The 18,431-nt window shown below is 38.6% G+C and carries 16 protein-coding genes; 5 read left to right on the forward strand and 11 right to left on the reverse strand.

Annotated elements, in window-relative coordinates; all coding sequences use genetic code 11:
- Positions 1 to 317 precede the first annotated feature (317 nt).
- The 3 genes from J2743_RS11260 (at position 318) to J2743_RS11270 (ending at position 2,238) form a co-directional block, all read left to right on the forward strand.
- On the forward strand, positions 318 to 770 hold the full coding sequence (locus tag J2743_RS11260; RefSeq protein ID WP_209627257.1) for a hypothetical protein: 453 nt from the start codon (positions 318 to 320) through the stop codon (positions 768 to 770).
- A 589-nt stretch (positions 771 to 1,359) separates the two neighbouring features.
- Positions 1,360 to 1,845, forward strand: coding sequence for a tetratricopeptide repeat protein (locus J2743_RS11265; RefSeq protein ID WP_209627259.1), 486 nt, complete (start codon positions 1,360 to 1,362; stop codon positions 1,843 to 1,845).
- A gap of 90 nt (positions 1,846 to 1,935) precedes the next feature.
- Entirely contained in the window at positions 1,936 to 2,238 is a 303-nt protein-coding gene (locus J2743_RS11270; protein WP_209627261.1) for a 4a-hydroxytetrahydrobiopterin dehydratase, read from the forward strand.
- Between the two features lie 192 nt (positions 2,239 to 2,430).
- Here J2743_RS11270 and J2743_RS11275 read toward each other — a convergent pair whose 3' ends face one another.
- From J2743_RS11275 to J2743_RS11300, 6 genes are all read right to left on the reverse strand, one after another.
- Positions 2,431 to 3,564, reverse strand: a complete 1,134-nt coding sequence (locus J2743_RS11275; protein WP_209627263.1) for a DUF763 domain-containing protein — start codon at positions 3,562 to 3,564, stop codon at positions 2,431 to 2,433.
- Positions 3,565 to 3,705: 141 nt separating this feature from the next.
- Entirely contained in the window at positions 3,706 to 5,460 is a 1,755-nt protein-coding gene (locus tag J2743_RS11280; RefSeq protein WP_209627265.1) for an MJ1255/VC2487 family glycosyltransferase, read from the reverse strand.
- Between the two features lie 49 nt (positions 5,461 to 5,509).
- On the reverse strand, positions 5,510 to 6,520 hold the full coding sequence (locus J2743_RS11285) for a hypothetical protein (protein WP_209627267.1): 1,011 nt from the start codon (positions 6,518 to 6,520) through the stop codon (positions 5,510 to 5,512).
- 51 nt (positions 6,521 to 6,571) lie between these two features.
- A complete protein-coding gene (nadA, locus tag J2743_RS11290; protein WP_209627269.1) occupies positions 6,572 to 7,483 on the reverse strand; it encodes a quinolinate synthase NadA in 912 nt (303 codons plus the stop codon).
- Between the two features lie 237 nt (positions 7,484 to 7,720).
- The gene (gene mtnP, locus J2743_RS11295) at positions 7,721 to 8,500 is read right to left on the reverse strand and encodes an S-methyl-5'-thioadenosine phosphorylase (RefSeq protein WP_209627271.1); all 780 of its coding nucleotides are present in this window, start codon (positions 8,498 to 8,500) and stop codon (positions 7,721 to 7,723) included.
- Positions 8,501 to 8,591: 91 nt separating this feature from the next.
- A complete protein-coding gene (locus J2743_RS11300) occupies positions 8,592 to 10,040 on the reverse strand; it encodes an RtcB family protein (protein ID WP_209627274.1) in 1,449 nt (482 codons plus the stop codon).
- Positions 10,041 to 10,345: 305 nt separating this feature from the next.
- Here J2743_RS11300 and J2743_RS11305 point away from each other — a divergent pair, with 305 nt between their 5' ends.
- Complete coding sequence (locus J2743_RS11305; RefSeq protein ID WP_209627276.1) at positions 10,346 to 10,699, forward strand: hypothetical protein; 354 nt, start codon at positions 10,346 to 10,348, stop codon at positions 10,697 to 10,699.
- 71 nt (positions 10,700 to 10,770) lie between these two features.
- Here the strand turns inward: J2743_RS11305 and J2743_RS11310 are convergent, their stop codons facing one another.
- The 3 genes from J2743_RS11310 to J2743_RS11320 form a co-directional block, all read right to left on the reverse strand.
- Positions 10,771 to 11,733 (reverse strand): DUF2927 domain-containing protein, encoded by a 963-nt coding sequence (locus J2743_RS11310; protein ID WP_209627277.1) that lies wholly within the window; start codon positions 11,731 to 11,733, stop codon positions 10,771 to 10,773.
- Between the two features lie 128 nt (positions 11,734 to 11,861).
- Positions 11,862 to 12,305 carry an archease gene (locus J2743_RS11315; RefSeq protein ID WP_209627279.1) on the reverse strand — a complete coding sequence of 148 codons (444 nt, stop codon included), beginning with the start codon at positions 12,303 to 12,305 and terminating at the stop codon, positions 11,862 to 11,864.
- A gap of 29 nt (positions 12,306 to 12,334) precedes the next feature.
- Positions 12,335 to 14,617 carry a CDC48 family AAA ATPase gene (locus tag J2743_RS11320; RefSeq protein WP_209627281.1) on the reverse strand — a complete coding sequence of 761 codons (2,283 nt, stop codon included), beginning with the start codon at positions 14,615 to 14,617 and terminating at the stop codon, positions 12,335 to 12,337.
- A 202-nt stretch (positions 14,618 to 14,819) separates the two neighbouring features.
- On the opposite strand from J2743_RS11320, the gene J2743_RS11325 reads away from it, so the two are divergent.
- Positions 14,820 to 15,008, forward strand: a complete 189-nt coding sequence (locus J2743_RS11325; RefSeq protein ID WP_209627283.1) for a hypothetical protein — start codon at positions 14,820 to 14,822, stop codon at positions 15,006 to 15,008.
- 187 nt (positions 15,009 to 15,195) lie between these two features.
- Here the strand turns inward: J2743_RS11325 and J2743_RS11330 are convergent, their stop codons facing one another.
- The gene (locus tag J2743_RS11330) at positions 15,196 to 17,520 is read right to left on the reverse strand and encodes a histidine kinase dimerization/phosphoacceptor domain -containing protein (protein WP_209627285.1); all 2,325 of its coding nucleotides are present in this window, start codon (positions 17,518 to 17,520) and stop codon (positions 15,196 to 15,198) included.
- A gap of 316 nt (positions 17,521 to 17,836) precedes the next feature.
- The gene (locus J2743_RS11335; protein ID WP_209627287.1) at positions 17,837 to 18,244 is read right to left on the reverse strand and encodes a hypothetical protein; all 408 of its coding nucleotides are present in this window, start codon (positions 18,242 to 18,244) and stop codon (positions 17,837 to 17,839) included.
- Positions 18,245 to 18,431: the final 187 nt, after the last annotated feature.

Below are 18,431 nucleotides of genomic sequence, written 5' to 3' on the forward strand. Positions count from 1 at the left end.
TAACCCATTGAATTCCCAATGAACATTCCAAAAGATTTATAATATGATTTGAATGGGATCTGTAGGGAATTTGTTTTTATCCAAAATTTTTAGTATACATTACTTTCATCTTTCTTTAATGGGTTATTAAAATTTTGTACATTCATGAAACTGAATTAGGTGCCATCAGGAAAACGATAAGTGGAGATTCTTAAGTAATAAGGGATACATAAATTGATTAGGTAAATATCATTTTTTATCCCGCTTTTAATGGGGGTCTGGCAACGGGAGATTCAGATGAAAGAATCGTTATCATTGAAAAATTCACCAAGTACAAGTTGTATCTGGAAAAAAACCGACCAAAATTAGTTGATGAGCTTTACAGTTATTATCATCAGGAAAAGGATGATAATATTATTTGGAGGGTTGATGGTTCATCTGGTGATAAAAATCCCAAAGAAGTGGATTATATACGTTATGACAACCCCTATGAGGCTTATCTTAATGCTCAGATCAGGGTTGGTGATGCTCTTATCCCCATCCTGGAAGAACATATCGCCTTTCTGGAATATGATGAGGACATTGATTTGGTTCTAGAATCCTTTGAACATAGTGTTTATCAGGTTAAAAAACAGACCTATACTGATGTTGAAGACTGGGAACAGCTCATTGATCATTTGTCTGAAGACAGATTGGAGGAGATCAAGAATAATCCCAAAGGACATGGGGATCTCCTAATTAAAGAACTCATCTGGATCAGGGACTATGAGAATAAATGGATGAAAAAGTAAAATTTTACAATGTTATTTGACTGGTGTTTTTTTAGACCATCACTCATTGAATTTAACAGGATTAATTCTTCCCCCTCAATGATGACTAATTCTCTCACTTAATGATTAAATCTCCCACGTGATGACTAATTCTCTCACTTAATGATTAAATCTCCCATATGATGACTGATTCTCTAACCGGGAATTTCCATATTTGGTTCTCTGTTAAAAATAGAACTACCAATCAAGAAACCTATCCATCTTATCAGTATTGTAAAGGATTGTATCTAAATGTAATGAATAGTAATTATATAAATTACATGATAATTTCCATTGACAAAAAAATTTTCCATTGCAAATTTGTAAACTCGAGGGAGAATTTTTTTAGTAAATTTTTTTAAAAATTGGGTTAGATGATGGATTTTTTTACCGTACCCACAGCAACTTCAATTAACAGCAGTGAGTAATACTTTTTAGTGTGTATTTATTCATAAAATAAGGAGTTATTTAGAATAAGAACTTAATAATAAGCACCAAAGATAAATTAAGAAGAGATTTGAGTTTACTAAAAAACTAATCAATAACGAACAACAATGCAAGGAGTGATTTAATGGCCACCAAAGAAGCTGAAATGTTTTATAAACAAGCTATGTCATATTTAGACCAGGGAAAGATTAAAAAATCAATAGAATTTTTTGAAAATGCATTGAATGTTGATAGAGATTATGTTTCTGCCTGGAATGATAAGGGAGTAGCCCTAATGGAACTGGGAAAATATCCAGAGGCACTTGAATGCTTTGAACATGTTATCCGACTGGAACCTGGTGATAACATGGCCTGGTACAACCGTGGATACGTTCTTATGATCTTAGAAGAATATTCGGAAGCTGTAAACACTTTTGACCTGTTTCTGGCAAGATATTCTAAAAAGGATGATTTCTATAAATACGCTTTGTACATGAAGGCCAAAGGATTATATTCTCTAAAAAAGTATGATGAGTCTTTAGAATTAATTAAAAAAGCTCTTAAAAAGGATAAAAAGTTCAAAGAAGCCAGAGAACTTATGAATCTCATTGGAGAAGAAAAGACAAAGTAAAGTACGTTACCAACAATATCATAATTTAATGCCTGAAGTTAACGGAGAAACGCGATTAAAAGAGAATAATCAAAAAAAATAAGTGGTTTTATGAGAGCACCAGAGCTTTTAAGTCCGATAGAGATAAAAACTAGAGCATCCGGCCTTAAAAACTGGTCTGTTTTGGAAGACCATTCCTTGGTAGCAGTTTTCGAATTTCCTGACTTTGCAAACGCCCTTGAATTCACAATCAAAGTAGGTTTAATATCAGAAGAGATGCAACACCACCCTGAAATCAATTTATCATGGGGAAAAGTGGCTTTGGAGATAACTACCAACGATCGAGGCGGTTTAACCGAACTGGACTTTTCATTCGCCAAAAGAATCAATGGATTGATTAAAGCGAATGAATAGATTTTATGAAGATCTGCCTGTAGATTTGACTATCTTTTTTTGATCAGTTACACTTGAAATGTATGTCTACAGGATGATCTGATCACTCCCCCACTGGTCAAATTTAATCAAATTTAACCCCTTGTTTATAAATAAGATATGAAATTTGACAAAACACATTAATTATCAAAAAATTGTGTTTAATGGTTAAAACTAATTGTTATCCTGACCAATTAGATTTTCTAAACGTTTGATTGCCTGATAACGATCCTTTTTTTCCAGCCGAGCCTGTTCCAGTGCATCCTTCAGGGTCCTGATAGAGTGATCATACACTTCCCTGTCCACGGGGTAGGGGAAACCATCCTTACCCCCATGGGTGAAACTGTATTTAACTGGGTCATCCCAGCTAGGCTGGTCCCCATATACCAAATCAGAGATCAAGGCCAGTGCACGTATCTTCTTAGGCCCCATGCCTTTTAAAGAGACGAGTTCTTCATAACTTTCAGGTTGCAGTTCCCATGCCTTTTTTAGAACTTCAAATTCTCGGCAGGATAGATCTGTGTCTAACACTGGATGGTGGCGGGGTAAAGTGAGTTCTGGGCAGAATATATCAAGATTGGTCTGTTTTATCTCAATTTGAGGTTTTTTCTGGAAGTACTTTTTCAGATGTTCAGGATTATCCAGAACCAGATCCAGACTGGTCTGTCTTGAATCGTAACTCAGATCAGATGTCATATCCAGGCTTTTTTTCTCCTGCAGGTCACAGCAGATCCCAGTGTGGGGTTCATTAATGTAGTTTTCCACAGAATCAGAGAGCCAATGGTAACGACGGGCATACTTAGTGGATTCATTCATACCCTGCTGCACCACAGCCCATTTACCCTTTTCAGTTAGGAAAAAAACGTGATGGTAAAGTTGGTAACCATCCTGTATACATGAATTATCGATCTTGGCAGAGATCTTACTGGAATATACCAGCCCATCCAATTTTTTTTCAGAAAGTGAGAATAATTCACCGGCACCCTGGATTTCCCGGGGTGTTTGGCGTGACGTGCGACCTTTACCCCCTGCAATTAGAATACCATGTTTTTCAGGGTTTATGGATGTTTTTAAAGCACCACAGGTTGTGGTAGTGGTACCGGAACTGTGCCAGTCAAATCCCAACACACAGGAAAATGCCTGGAACCAGTGGGGATCCGAAATCCTGTACAAGAACTCATTGGCCCCATATTCATATATCACAGCTTCAGTAATAGCCCCCGCCAGTTTCACCATGCGTTGAAAAAGCCATCTTGGTGCCTTCCCACCATGCAGAGGTAAGTTGGCTATTCCACTCCGTGAACTCATAGTAATTGATCTTTTCTTAAAGAGTATAATCTTTAGCCTAAGAGCACAAGAGAAGTATTAATTTTAACTGAAACCCCATTTAACTAAAAAATAAGTTACCAATTAAATGCAAATGGAATAATTCAATTAGATTCTAATGTTTTAATGGGTGCATTTGTTAATTATTCTGTCCAGTTCTTCAAGGATTGCCTGATTATGGTCATGATAGAAATAGTTCTTGATGTTTTTCCGGTATTCATCAGATCGAGAGAAGAAACGTTGGATATCTTCCATTTCCACTTCTTCATGGAATTCTCCATAGCCCAACCTGTCCAGGTAAATGGCATTTAAAATCTGTTCGAACTGTTTTTTCACCGGAATACTCAAAACAGGTTTTCCAAGATATAAAGCCTCACTTATAAGGGTAAATCCTCCATTAGAAATTACAGCTCGAGCTTTAGCCATATCCTGAAAAAATTCATCCTCATTAAAAGTTTTAAACAATAAGTTTTCATCTTTTTTGTCCTGGTGGAATCCATAAACCACAAATTCATCATCAAACTCTTTTAGGATATCCAGCAATGTGAGGTTAGAATCACTGGTCTGGTAAACCATTACCTGTTCTCCATTATAGGGTTTAAGATTCATTATCTCATCACGTAGAACTGGAGGGAAATATTTAGCCTTTTTAGGATTTTTAAGTGGAGGATAAAAATAGGTGGTTATCAGGTATCGGGTAGGGTGTTGAATGAATGATCTGACCACTCCTTCGGCAGCTATTCTGTCTGTACGGTACTTTCGGGGTATTTCTAACTCTGCCTGGGTGAGAACGTGCATGTTATCCAGGCTGATTAAGGGGATGCGCAGGATTTTTGATAAAAGGTTAGAATAGAATTCAAAGTCAGAAATGATAAGGTGAGGTTTCACCGCCTTTGCAACACTGTACATGAGACGTAAACTGCTTTTTAAGTCTCCGGGGAGATCTTTCATTCCTTTAATGAAGGTTTTGGCATTTTGGACTGTGTTATCCTCATAAACTGTGTTAAATCCACCAATTTCATAAACATTATCAAAACGGGCAGAAAGGTAACGGTAAGCACGGTCTGATGCAAATATATGGACTTCATGATCTTTGGTGAGATGATTAAGAAGAACTTTATCCCTTATGGCATGACCCATTCCCTCTCCACACACTGAATAAAGTATCCTCTTCTGGTCAGGGTGGCCAAATGTGTAGTCCAGATCTTCAGCTGTTATTTGCTTGCCTCTGAACTGGTAGAAAGTGCTTTTTGCATACTTAAAGGCCACATTGCGCAGTCCTTCTTCCTGAACTCGGCGGGTTGAAACAAGAAGTTTTGGACTTCTGAGGACCTTGAATTGGCTTATGGCACCTATGCGTTCTATGTAGTCAGTGTCCTCTCCAAAATCCAGGTCTTCATCAAATCCTTCCACCTCGTCATGCAGTTTTCTGGTGGTGATTATTCCATAACACCCTGCACCGTGAGGTTTGATGTTTTCCACCCTTTTCATGAAAAAATTAGCAAAATCATGGGTTATCTTGTTTAAAAAACTGTCACTTAACGGTGCGATCTGGGTGATGGCAATCCCCAGTTCTCTCTGTTGAAATTCATCCAGGCATAATTTCAGGTAATCCCTGGTCAATATCACATCTGAATCAAGAAATAGTAAAAATTCACCCTGGGCTGCTTCAGCTCCACGGTTACGCCCAGTTGCAGGCATTCCTCCTTTAACAACTTTACATCCCCATTTTTCGGCAATTTCTCTGGTGCGATCCTCAGATCCTGCATCAGCCACTATGATCTCATAGTCATTGAAATCCTGCCTTTTTATACTCTCCAAGAGAGGAGGAAGGTAATATTCTTCATTGAAGGTAGGTATAATAATTGAAAGCTTCATTATTCTCCCAATACGTTAAATTTTTTTCATTTAAGATAGTTTCGATTTCCTAGAAGTAGGAAAAGAAATCCCATGTCATGAAAAATCCATCAGCACGACCCTGATAGGTTACAAAAAGGCTTTCTAGGGTTTGTTTATCACTGACACTGGTATCCATTCTGATCACAGTCCGATTACCCTCTTTTTGGGTGCTTAAAACATTATAATCACTCAGATCAACGGGTTCAAACTGATTTATAACTGTTATTTCACGATATGAACTGTTATTTCCAGCTAATTCCAATCCCACTCCAGATAACACTATAAGACCCATGACAGCAATGGGTATGGCGAGTTGTCTAAACTGGAAAGGCGTTCTAACAAAGTAGATGAGTATCAACAGACCCAGACCAAAGACTAATGGTTGACTGTAAAGACCCCCATCCACCATACCAATAATGGCAATAGTCAATGCAAAAGCTATTAAAACTTTTTGAACTGGTTTTCTCTCGTCTAAAGAAAATAGTCCAGTGATACAGGCCAGGGGCAGGGTGATTAAGATGAAATAAGCCCAGGGGATAACATCAGGATACAGACTGCCTCCGGTGTGTACATGCTCTGGTACCAATCCTCCCATACTATCAGCCAGGTGTCCGAAAACTGATTTGAAAACATGAGTATGCATAGGGCTGGTTGAGGTGGAAGTGGGATTAGTGGAGACAAAAATTGTTAAAGGAGACACTCCATACTTCAGACGGATATAAAATTCGATTAGAACACCCACCACACAGGTTAAGATAATGATGATCAGGGTCCATTTGAAGAATTTTTTGCCATCAGGACTGTAGTTGGTAATTTTCTCTTTTATAGGTGTTAAAACTCCCCATGTATTTATTAAAGAGTTTAACAGGAGAAAACTGCCCATTGCTGCCATGAGAAGGACTGCTTTACCCTCTGATGAGCCAGATAAAAGTGGCCAGGTGATCATCATCACCACTTGATCCAGTGGTGATGTGACATAGACGAAGAGTCCTAAAAGTATCAGGAAAAATCCAAGTAATCCTATTTTATCTATTTTCAATCCATATCACCTTAAAATGATTAATATTTTCCAATAATTTATCATGGGGATTTAACTGACTTCCAACATCTTTTCAACTGCACTGCGAGCCTTATCTGCAATTTCCTGTGAGACAGTGACCAAGAATTTTTCCTCCATCAGGGAGCCTTTAACCTTTTCCAGGGTATGGAGTTTCATGGTTTCACAGATAGCTTCATCCAGTAAAGGATATATTAGTTTATGAGGATATTCTCGTCGGAGTCGGGTTATCATGTCCACTTCAGTACCAATAAGAAAAGTTTTTTGGGATGATTCTGCCACATGTCGGATCATTCCCCCGGTGCTTAGCACATGGTCTGCCAGTTTCTGCACTTCACCATCACACTCCGGGTGAACCAGTACCTCTGCATCAGGATAATTTTCACGTGAAAAGGTAATATCTGCAGAGTTAAACATTTTATGCACGTAACAGTGACCTTTTTCTGGTATGGGTATTATTTCTTTATCGGTCTGCTGTTGAACATGCCATGCAAGGTTCATATCCGGACCAAAGAGTATCTGGTCCTCATCCACACTTTTTACTACTTTGACTGCGTTGGCTGATGTGCAAAGGATGTCTGCCTCGGCTTTAGCCTCGGCCATGGTGTTAACGTAGAGTACCACAGCAGCATCAGGATATTTCTCTTTGTATTTGCGTAATTCTTCTGCAGGGAGCATGTGTGCCATTGGACACTCTGCCTGGGGATCTGGAATCAATATCTTTTTTGATGGATTTAAAATGGCTGCAGTTTCTGCCATGAAATCTACTCCACAAAAAACAACCAAATCGGCATCTTCAATTTCAGAAACCTTAATACACAACTCCAGAGAGTCCCCCATGAAATCTGCAATCTCCTGTATCTCAGCAGGTTGATAATTATGAGCCAATATTATGGCATTTTTCTCTTTTTTAAGTTTCAAAATCTCTTCCTGGTCAAGGTTCAACCTAATCTCTCCTTCATATCATCTTCCCTTGTAAAATCCCTTTTAATGATAAGTTTATTGGAAAAAATGGTAAAAAAATTGGATTATTGGTAATCAGATAAATTTGTTTTGTCTTTCCCAACTAAAAAATATTTCCATCTGATAAAAATATCCATTAAATTCTGCTTAATTATATTTGATTACTCCATACTGAATAAATTGTTGTTTATGACATCTAGATTTATTCTATTTTTTGGATTATTCTATTTCTGCACCTTCCAGTGCATGGCTGCAGGGACATTCCCTGTTATCTGAAATGTTAAGTATGGAGTTGTGAATGAGTCTGGTTAATTCTTTTTTCTTCTCTTCTGCAACTTCAAATACCTCATCTAGGGTAATTTTCTCTGAAGATACAGATGCAGCATAGTTAGAGACCATGCATATGCTGGCGTAGCACATTTCAAGTTCTCTGGCTAGGACAACTTCAGGAAGACCAGTCATTCCCACCACGGCTCCTCCAATCTTACGGAACATTTGGATCTCCGCGGGAGTTTCAAATCTGGGACCCTCAGTGCAAACATATACTCCACTTTCAACCACCCTTCCATCCACTTTCTGTCCATTTGAGATTAAAGTTTGCCTCAGTTGTGGACAGTATGGTTGTGTGACATCCACATGGACTGCCCGATCATCATAAAATGTGAAGGGCCGACTACGGGTGAAATCCAGAAAATCATCTGGTATCAGGAATTCTCCGGGTTTTAAAGATTCATTAAGAGATCCCACAGCATTGGTTGCCAGGATCCTATCTACTCCTAACATTTTGAGAGCATAAACATTGGCCCGGTAATTTATCATGTGAGGTGGAAGATCATGGCCCTCTTTATGGCGTGGTAAGAACGCAACCTCGTGATCTTCAAGCATAAAAATTGATACAGGTGGAGATTCACCGAAAGGAGTCTTTAAAACCTTTTTTTCCTTTAGATTTCCCCTTTCAACTAGTTTGTAAACTCCGGTGCCACCAATAATTCCCATCATATCTTCATTTCTCCTGGTGATAAGAAATTTTATATTACAATTGATTTGTTAGTCTGATTTGTTTTAAATTTATCTGGATGTTTACCTTAATCTATCCTTTAGCCACTCCCATTGGTACCATTCTTCCAACTAATCTGGAAATACCTGATTTATGTACAGTTTGAACCACCTGATCAACATCCTTATAGGCGCCAGGTGCTTCTTCAGCCACTACTGGCATTGAATTGGCTTTCAAATATATTCCTTTATTTTCAAGGACTTTCAAAACCTCTTCACCATGGTAGGTGCGTTTAGCACCGGCCCTGCTCATCTGGCGACCTGCACCATGGGCAGTTGAACCGAATGTTTCCTCCATTGCAACCTCAGTTCCATGTAAGACATAGGAAGATGTGCCCATTGTTCCTGGGAGCAAGACTGGTTGGCCTACTTTCTGATAAGCTGCAGGTAACTCTTCTCTCCCTGGTCCGAATGCCCTGGTGGCTCCTTTACGGTGAACATAGAGTTGAGTGTCTTTTCCCTTAATAGTGTGGGTCTCTTTCTTGGCAATGTTATGAGCCACGTCATAAACAATTTCCATGCCCATATCCTCTGCATCAGCATGGAATATTTGTTCAAATGATTCCCTCACCCAGTGTACTATCATCTGCCGGTTGGTCCAGGCATAGTTAGCTGCAGCAGCCATTGCAGCGAAATAATTCTGTGCTTCTTCTGATTCTGCAGGGGCACAGGCAAGTTGCCGGTCCGGGAGTTCGATCTGGTAATGTTTGGCTGCTTTGTCCATAATACGTAGATAGTCACTGCAAATCTGATGTCCGCATCCTCGACTGCCAGAGTGAATCAGTACAGTTACCTGATCCTTTTTCAATCCAAATGTTCTGGCTGCATCTTCATCGAATATTTCATCAACTTTTTGAACTTCCAGGAAGTGATTACCCGAACCTAAACTGCCCAATTGGGGTATTCCCCTTTTTTTGGCCTTATCACTCACTTTGGAAGAATCAGCGTCATCCATACAACCATTTTCTTCCAGGTACTCCAGGTCTTCTTCCCAGCCATAACCGTTTTCAACAGCCCATCGTGCCCCATTATCCAGAACATCATCGATTTCACCCTCACGAAGCCTTATTTTTCCTTTACTCCCTAAACCTGAGGGCACGTTTTTAAACATTACATCAACCAGTTCTTTGATCTTGGGTTGAACATCTTCAAATGTGAGGTTTGTGCGTAAGAGCCTTACCCCACAGTTTATGTCGAAACCAACACCTCCAGGGCTTATTACACCTGTGCGGGTGCTGAAAGATCCTACTCCCCCTATGCTGAACCCGTAACCAAAATGGATGTCGGGGAGTCCAATAGAAAATTTCTGTATTCCTGGTAGGCAGGCTACATTTGCCACCTGGTCTACTGCTCCTTTTTCCAGTGTTTTAATAGCATCATCATCCAGATATATCCTGCCAGGAACCCTCATTTCCTTCTTATAATCCCCTGGAACTTCCCAAACGCAATCTCGTACCTTTTTTAGAGTTTTTTCTGTGACCATAAAACCAATCTCCTTAATTAAGCCAGCGACTCCTTATTAATTCTTTCTGAGTCTATTCATCTATTTTAAAATCACTAATTATGAAATTTGATACTGGTTGAATACAAAGTCTTTAGTTATTAGATTAGTTATTATAATGTATCTCCTATACCAAGATTTCTATTTTTACATAGTTTGACAACAACATGAACTAAACCAGAAATCATAAAATAAATGTTTTCAAATAAAATAAGGTATGGATTGGGAAAAGTTTTAAGCATGAAGATGATTTTAATTGTTTAACCAGAATCAAGGGGACATGTTCAATGAAATCAAAAGAAGAAGTCAAGATAAACAAGAAAGATGTTATGGGTGTGATGCATGTTTTTACTCGTGTCCCTCCCCTCATGTTGAAGATGGTTGTGAAAAGAAATAAAAACTTGGTTAAATCATTCGAATCACAAATAAAAGATTATTATGGCAAATTAACTGACGAAGAAATTGCCAAGATAGAAAAAGTCATGGAAACACCAGTACCTCAACTTCAAGGAATATTGAATGAAGCTTACATAGAAAGTGGGCAGAAACAGTTGAAAATACTTGCTGATCCTAAAGCAAAAGACTTTATTGAAAGGAATTTGAGAGAACTTGAACTTTTATTATCATCAATGAATGAATAATTCCATGATCAGACTGGAAATTTTATTATGAGATTAAAAACCAAATACAACAAAAGGAGTATGTTGTAAACCTAAAAAAAGTTTTTTCTGGAATTATTCAAAATAGTCTCCACTTCCCTCCTGGACATGTTAGGCAATATATCCTTACGATAAAGCATTCTCATCATGGTTTTATCCAAGTCAGAGTATTCAGTGATATCAGGGCCACCAGGACATAACGCACTATTTTGATTCTGATTATGATGCAATCCAAGACTATGGGCCAGTTCATGGATGATAACATGGGAACGCCGTTTTTGGCTCAGATTGTCAGTTCCAACGAATACTTTGGCTTTGTAAATTTCCCCAGCAGAGTTACCTCCATAAATACCACTGGTACTCACCAACCAGAGGGTGAAACCATCAGCTTCTGAGGGGTTAACAGAATACTGGGCAAATTGTGCGTGAGGAATGAAATATATCTCAATATCAGGTTCCATTTCATTTTTATCATCAAGTACAAGTTTTAGGCCTCCAACATTTCCATTAATATCATTAACCGCCTTTTTAAGAGTATTAATATCTTCCTGGGTGGGAGAACCCATGATTCGAACTCTTACAACATTAATATTCCATTTACCCACCCGATCATATTTATTACCATAATCATCAGGACTGAAAGCTGTTTCCATAAAAGTGTCGATCTGTTCTTGACTGTATTTTTCATTTTCATTGGAAGAACCAACACCATAAATTTCATTTTGATAAAAAACACCTACAGATATAATTAATATACCCACTACCGCTACTATAATGCAGATTTTGAAGATATTCTGAGACAGGAAGTTTCTAGATGGTTTTTTCATCCCTTCGTAGTTTGGAATTTCCAGTGCATCATCACGTTCTTCATGAATTTTGGATACTTCCCAATCATTCCAAGACTCAATCACTCTTAATTTACCGCCACAATCGCATTTAAGAATGAAATCTTCGGGAGATTCACCTTCCTGAAGTTTGTAACACCCTCCACATTCTTCACAGACTAGATAAGGCATGATAAATCACTACCCATGATTAAAGCCAGAACAAACCAATTTTAATGTTATTTAAAGTATTATCATGTAAAGTTCTAACACAAACTAAAGGTACCCCATGTAAAGTTTTTTTCGTGATCTAGAGTGTTTTACGTATCTAAAATTACCTGCAACATGTAACCGTTTTCTTTCTTAATTTCCATTTGATGGAAGGTGACTGCTTTAACTTCAATTCTTATTTCATGGTTAGATTGCTTGAATTCTTCCCCCCAAATCTTGGAATGGAGAACAATATTACCTGAATTGCCCGGAGTTATCTTAACACTGAATTGGGAGAAAACCAATCCTTCATAGTCATGGATGAAGAGTAATTCACTTAACCAGTCATAGAGAAGGGCCTGTTCATCTTCTGATTCCAGCTGGATATCTCGCTTAATCAGTGGTTTAACACGGGAGGTGTCAGTCATGACTTCAAACATTGCCAGAGCAGCATTCCCAAAAGCCTCATCCAAGGTCCCACCATATGCCCGAAAGCCAACATCAGCAGTTACATCAAAGTATTCATATTTAACTGTATTTTCTTTTTTATCCACTTGATTAAACCTCTTTAATTAGACTAAAATTAGGCTACTTCTCGGGGGAACTCTTCTCGCACCTTTTTAGGTTCCAATCCTCTGCCAAGCTTCCTGGCAATTTGCTCATAATATTCCGTGGTTTTAGGAGTGGTTGAGGGGTTGATTTTCTTTAAAGCAGCTTTAAAATGCCGGTAAGACACTTTCTGAATATTCATATCTTCATGAAGTGCGATCATGCCTGCTTTACGACATAAAACCTCAATATCTGCCCCAGAGTACCCTTTTGTCTTTTTGGCAAGTGTTTCAAGTTTAACATCATCATCCAGGGCCATGTGTTCAACATGGACTCGGAGAATTTCTTTTCGCGCATTCTCGTCTGGTGGTGGTACCAGTACAACTTCGTCAAAACGTCCTGGTCTAAGTAGTGCAGGGTCCATCAGGTCCGGCCGGTTGGTTGCCCCTATAACCACCACTCCTCTAAGTTCTTCCAGGCCATCCATTTCTGATAGGATGGTGTTAACCATGCGCTCGGTAACTCGGGGTTCACCGGCTGCGGATCCTCTGATGGGTGCTATGGCATCGATTTCATCAAAGAATATAATGCAGGGAGATGCCTGCTTGGCTTTTTTGAAGATTTCGGCTATTTTTCGTTCTGATTCACCGAACCATTTACTCAATATTTCAGATCCTTTAACTGAGATGAAGTTGGCCTTGGATTCTGTGGCCACTGCCTTTGTAAGCATGGTTTTTCCGGTTCCAGGAGGTCCAAACAGCAATATACCCTTGGAAGGTTGTATTCCAATGCGTTGGAACGACACAACATTACTCAATGGCCATTCCACCACTTCTTTCAAGTTTTCTTTGAGTTCATCCAATCCTCCTATATCATCCCAATGGACATTGGGAACTTCGATGAACACTTCTCTCAGTGCAGAGGGACTTATGGATTTCATGGAGTCGATGAAATCATTTTTGGTGACGAAAAGTTTGTCCAGAACTTCAGAGGGTATTTTCTGGTCTTCCAGATCAATATCTGGCAGGACTCTTCTCAGGGCGTTCATAGCAGCTTCTCGGCAGAGTGCTGCTAAATCTGCACCTACGAATCCGTGAGTGGCTTCTGCCAGCCTATTAACATCCACATCATCAGCTAATGGCATTGCACGTGTATGTATTTCCAGTATTTCAGCCCTACCATCCCGGTCAGGAACACGTAATTCAATTTCCCGGTCAAAACGTCCAGGTCTGCGCAGGGCAGGATCAAGGGCATCAGGACGGTTGGTGGCTCCAATAACAATTACTTTTCCTCTTTCTTTCAATCCATCCATAAGAGCTAGGATCTGGGCCACTACTCTGCGTTCAACTTCACCGGTGACTTCTTCTCTTTTAGGGGCGATGGCGTCAATTTCGTCAATGAATATCACTGTAGGGGCATTTTGAGATGCTTCGTCAAATATTTCACGAATTTTCTTTTCAGCCTCTCCCACAAATTTGCTCATAACTTCAGGTCCGTTAATGGCCACAAAATTTGATCCGCTCTCGTTAGATACTGCTTTTGCCAGAAGTGTTTTCCCAGTACCGGGTGCCCCATGTAAGAGTACTCCTTTAGGAGGGTCTATTCCCAGTCGATCAAATATTTCTGGATGGCGGAGTGGAAGTTCTATCATCTCCCTGACCTTGGATAACTCCTGTTTAAGTCCGCCAACATCATCATAAGTTACATCAGGGACCTTTTTCTCCATTACTTCCACTGCCTCGGGTCGGACTTCCACATGGGTGGTGTCATTGATACGCACCAGTCCTGCCGGGTTGGTTGAAACCACAGTGAATTTGATTTCCCCCAGCGAAAAAGGGGTGGTTGCTTCGAAAAATTCTCGGAAAATGTCTTCAGATCCTGGAAATTCTCTTAAAGTTTCTTTGGTTCTCCTGGGGGACACCAGTGCCAGTACATCACCCCTGGTAACGGCTCGTCCCATGAGGTTTCTTTTGATAATATCTCCTGAGGCCATGATGCGCATTCCCTTGGCTGCAGGAGCAATAACGACTTTGTTTGCCATCCTGGGCTGTGTTTTACGAATTGTGATTGTTTCTCCTATGGATGTCCCGGCATTGGAGCGGGTGAGTCCATCCATACGAATTATTTCTAGCCCAACATCTGCAGGATATGAATTTCCAGCAATGGCACCTGTGGTTCTTTTACCTATTATTTCCACAATATCCCCAGGAGATGCTCCAATCCTAGCCATTAATTCCGGGTCGATTCGCACCATTCCTTTACCTACATCCTGTTGCAATGCTTCAGCAACTCTTAGCTCTGTTTCGCCTTCAGGCAATATAATCCCTCCAAGAGTGTTAAAATGAATTTTTTTCTACTTTTTATGAAAACTTATTACCTTTCTTGTGAAGTTTAATCTATGTGGAAGATGATTTAAATTTTTGTTGATCTTCACCCACCACATGATTACTTCTCATACGCTCTTTTTCTCTTCCCTTAAATATGTTGAATGCCTCATTTGTTAATAAAAGAGGGATAATATGCAAAAAAGTTATGGGAAAAATTCAATTCCGGATTTAAGGAGAAAAAATCGGCATATGGACGAAATAGACCTTCGATACCTTAGTATGCGTTACTTTGTTCCAGCGGTGATCATGATTACCATACTCATGATCGGGGTGATGATGGTGTCTGCCACTCCCAACTCCAACTTCCCGGCCAGTATGTGAATAATTTGAATCTAAATTTGAAAAAAATCCAGAAAATGTAGTATGGATCCATAATGAGGGGGTTGAAATAATCTTTTATGAAAATAGTAAGGGATATAACATTTCAATGGATTTACTAAATGAATTCAAAAGTGCATTCCTGGCATGATTTATGTTTAAAATTGGGCACAGAATTGTTACAGATAATTTAAATCCTTTCTTTATATTCCAATTCATTGAATTTGATGATGAATTTCGTTCCATGATTCCTGTCCATTTCAATTTCACCATCAAGTTGTTTTACTAGACTATAAACTAACTGCAGGCCCAGAGATTTAGCATTTTTATAGTTAAGATTTTCCGGTAATCCCACTCCATTATCACTGACCGTTAAGATGTATCCATCATCATCTAATTGAAGCAGTACCTGTACTTCTCCCTTTTCACCTGAGGGGAATGCATGTTTCAGGCTGTTGGAGACCAGTTCACTGATTATAAGTCCACATGGTACGGCAGTCTCAATATTCAATTTGACCTCTACCACATCTATTACTGGTTTAATCTGTTCATGAACATCATATGAGTAAAACAAATCTGAAACCAGCCTCTTTATGTAATCATCAAATTTGATGTGAATTAAATCTGTGGACTGGTAAAGTTTTTCATGAAGCATGGCCATGGATTTAACCCGGTTCTGGCTTTCCTTTAAAACATTTTGAGTTTCCTCACCCTCCACATATTGAGTCTGCAAATTCAGTAGACTGGATACAATCTGCATGTTATTTTTTACCCGATGATGAATTTCCCTGAGCAAAACTTCTTTCTCTTTTAAAGACTCCTTAATCGCTTCTTCAGCACGGGAACGTCGTATGGCTATGGATGCCTGATGAACAATTGTTTCTATGACTTCTTTATGTTCTATGGACTGATCTTTCAGGAGAGCTATGGACACCCCTCCAAAATGGCGACCTTCAAATGAAAATCTAATACTGTAAACTCCTACCACATGGAATATTTTCTCTATCATCCTACAAATTGGTTTAGGAATTTTTTTAAGAGTTAAATCATATAATCCTCCTTTATATTCAGTTAGTACTTCGCTTCGGTGCTTTTTGAGGTCTTCCATACTGATGTCGTCCACTGAAAATTCCATTTTGTAAGGATCTACCCCTAGAATGTTGGTGAGTTTATCTAAGAAGTTGTTCGGACCTATTATCTCCATTATACGCACATTTTTCTCGTTGGGCGAAATTCCACTGACTATCACATAAGAATCGGGTAAAAGTTCCTTTACAGCATTTCCTGTGACCGTATATATTTCACGAGTACTGGTCACTCCCACCAACTTCATAGCCACCTGGTTGGTTATTTCTTTTTCCAGTATCGATGTTTGAAGATCCCTGAGAGTCCTTTTACGTTGAGTGATGTCTGCTATGATATGAACTGCTCCGGTTAACTCACCCGATTCATCAAAAATAGGGTCTGCAATTAACTTATACCATTTATCATCAATTGGAATTTCTAATGACTCTCTCTTCCTGCTTTTCCACATTCTAACCACAGGACAATCTTCAACTGGTTCTGATACATCATGAACCACTTCCCAACACTTTTTTCCTAAAAATTCCTGGGAAGATTTTCCAAGAAATGATTCCATTGCCAGATTACACTGTTTTAATGTTCCATCAATACCAACAAAACATATACAATCACCGATAGAGTTAAAAGTGGTTTTCCAACTTTTATATGCTTTTTCAAGTTCTGATCTGTAATAATGTGTTTGTGTAACATCAAAAATAACTCCATCAATATACAGGGGTTTTCCATCATCCCCATAAACTGGTTGACCGCGTTCCTGGAAGTATCTGACACTCCCATCCTTATGTTTTATTCTGTACTCCACTTCAAACGATTTTCTAGATTCAATGGAATTTTTAACAGTTTTTACCACATATTCCCTGTCTTTGGGAACTATTAATGGATCTATGGAACATACTTCACCATGCTTAAGTTCTTCTGGTAAAAACCCCGTCATCCCTGTTACCATATCATTAAAAAATTGCATCTTCCAGTTTTGCCTTAAAAACACTCGATAAACAATTCCCGGTAAATTTTCTGAGAGTGTTCTGTAAGATTTTTCACTTTCACGTAACTTTTTATTGGTTTCATGCTTGAATAGAGCCAGTTCAACTGTGAATCTGAGTTCAATCACGTCAAATGGTTTTAAAAGATAGGCATAAGGTTCTGTGAGTAAAGCCTTCTTAACCGTGGATTCATCAGAAAGGGAAGTTAAGTATATAACTGGTATATCAAGATCTTGAATGTCAGAAGCTGCTTCAATCCCTGTGATGTCTCCTTTAAGAGCTATGTCCATTAAAATAAGATCTGGTTTAATTTCTATTGCCTTTTCTATAACTTCTTCACCAGTAGACACAACGCAGGGGACCTTATAACCAAAGGATTCCAGGGTGCGCTTAATATCCATGGCTTCTATTCCTTCATCTTCCACCACAAGAATTCGCACCGTTGACATGAAAATCTAACTCATTAACAAAATTATAGTGTATTATAACTCATTAATAAAATTATAGTGTATAATATGTTATGTATTTGATGGAATATTCCAAGAAAAATCACCTCTACAGTTGAAATAACCCTTCGATACCTTGGTATGGGTTACTTTGTTTTAGTAGTGATCATGACCACATTACTCTTGATTAGGGTGATGATGATGTCTGTTACTTTGAATTTTAACTTACTGACCACCATTTTAGATGATTAATAATTTTTAAATCACAAGATAATCCAAAAAGAAATATAAAAAAGATAAAAATAGTCTTAAATTAAGTTCATGGAACTACTTCAACTGGAGAACCTGTTGTTGGTTCATTATCGTCAGATCCAGTATCTGATCCAGTGTCAGATCCTGTACTAGAACCCGTGCCAGATCCTGTACTAGAACCCGTGTCAGATCCAGTGCTAGAACCCGTGTCAGATCCAGTGCTAGAACCAGTTGTATATGAATTTATCCCACTATATTGACTATCAGTCTGATCCAAAGTTTCACTGTCAGATTGTTCATCTGTCAAATCAGATGTAGTATCATTTGCCTCATCGTTAGAGTCCCCATCATAACTTACATCTGTTATCAATGAATTTGAATCTGAGCCCAAAGCCCCTGGTATCATATAGAAACCTATGCATAGTACCAACATGACTGGGACCATTATGCTCATTAATTTATGATCTTTATTCATCATAACACCCTATTTCATATTATTTTTATCATGGCAAATAAAGTTTTCTTATTCACCCACCATTAAATATAAAAATTCATTAATGGATTTTAGAGATTTTCTTTTTACTTTGTTTTTTTATTTTTGGTTTGGTATTTTTTTATTTTTTTTATTTTTTGGTTGTTTTTCTGGGTTTTTAACCTTATTT

The organism is Methanobacterium petrolearium (assembly GCF_017873625.1).
GTDB classification, from domain to species: Archaea; Methanobacteriota; Methanobacteria; order Methanobacteriales; family Methanobacteriaceae; genus Methanobacterium; species Methanobacterium petrolearium.

Bases quoted from the DNA above. Each gene is read 5' to 3' on its own strand.
- J2743_RS11265 (WP_209627259.1), top strand. From the start codon at position 1,360: ATGGCCACCAAAGAAGCTGAAATGTTTTATAAACAAGCTATGTCATAT.
- J2743_RS11270 (WP_209627261.1), top strand. From the start codon at position 1,936: ATGAGAGCACCAGAGCTTTTAAGTCCGATAGAGATAAAAACTAGAGCA.
- J2743_RS11275 (WP_209627263.1), bottom strand. From the start codon at position 3,564: ATGAGTTCACGGAGTGGAATAGCCAACTTACCTCTGCATGGTGGGAAG.
- J2743_RS11280 (WP_209627265.1), bottom strand. From the start codon at position 5,460: ATGAAGCTTTCAATTATTATACCTACCTTCAATGAAGAATATTACCTT.
- mtnP (WP_209627271.1), bottom strand. From the start codon at position 8,500: ATGATGGGAATTATTGGTGGCACCGGAGTTTACAAACTAGTTGAAAGG.
- J2743_RS11300 (WP_209627274.1), bottom strand. From the start codon at position 10,040: ATGGTCACAGAAAAAACTCTAAAAAAGGTACGAGATTGCGTTTGGGAA.
- J2743_RS11305 (WP_209627276.1), top strand. From the start codon at position 10,346: ATGAAATCAAAAGAAGAAGTCAAGATAAACAAGAAAGATGTTATGGGT.
- J2743_RS11310 (WP_209627277.1), bottom strand. From the start codon at position 11,733: ATGCCTTATCTAGTCTGTGAAGAATGTGGAGGGTGTTACAAACTTCAG.
- J2743_RS11325 (WP_209627283.1), top strand. From the start codon at position 14,820: ATGCAAAAAAGTTATGGGAAAAATTCAATTCCGGATTTAAGGAGAAAA.
- J2743_RS11330 (WP_209627285.1), bottom strand. From the start codon at position 17,520: ATGTCAACGGTGCGAATTCTTGTGGTGGAAGATGAAGGAATAGAAGCC.
- J2743_RS11335 (WP_209627287.1), bottom strand. From the start codon at position 18,244: ATGAATAAAGATCATAAATTAATGAGCATAATGGTCCCAGTCATGTTG.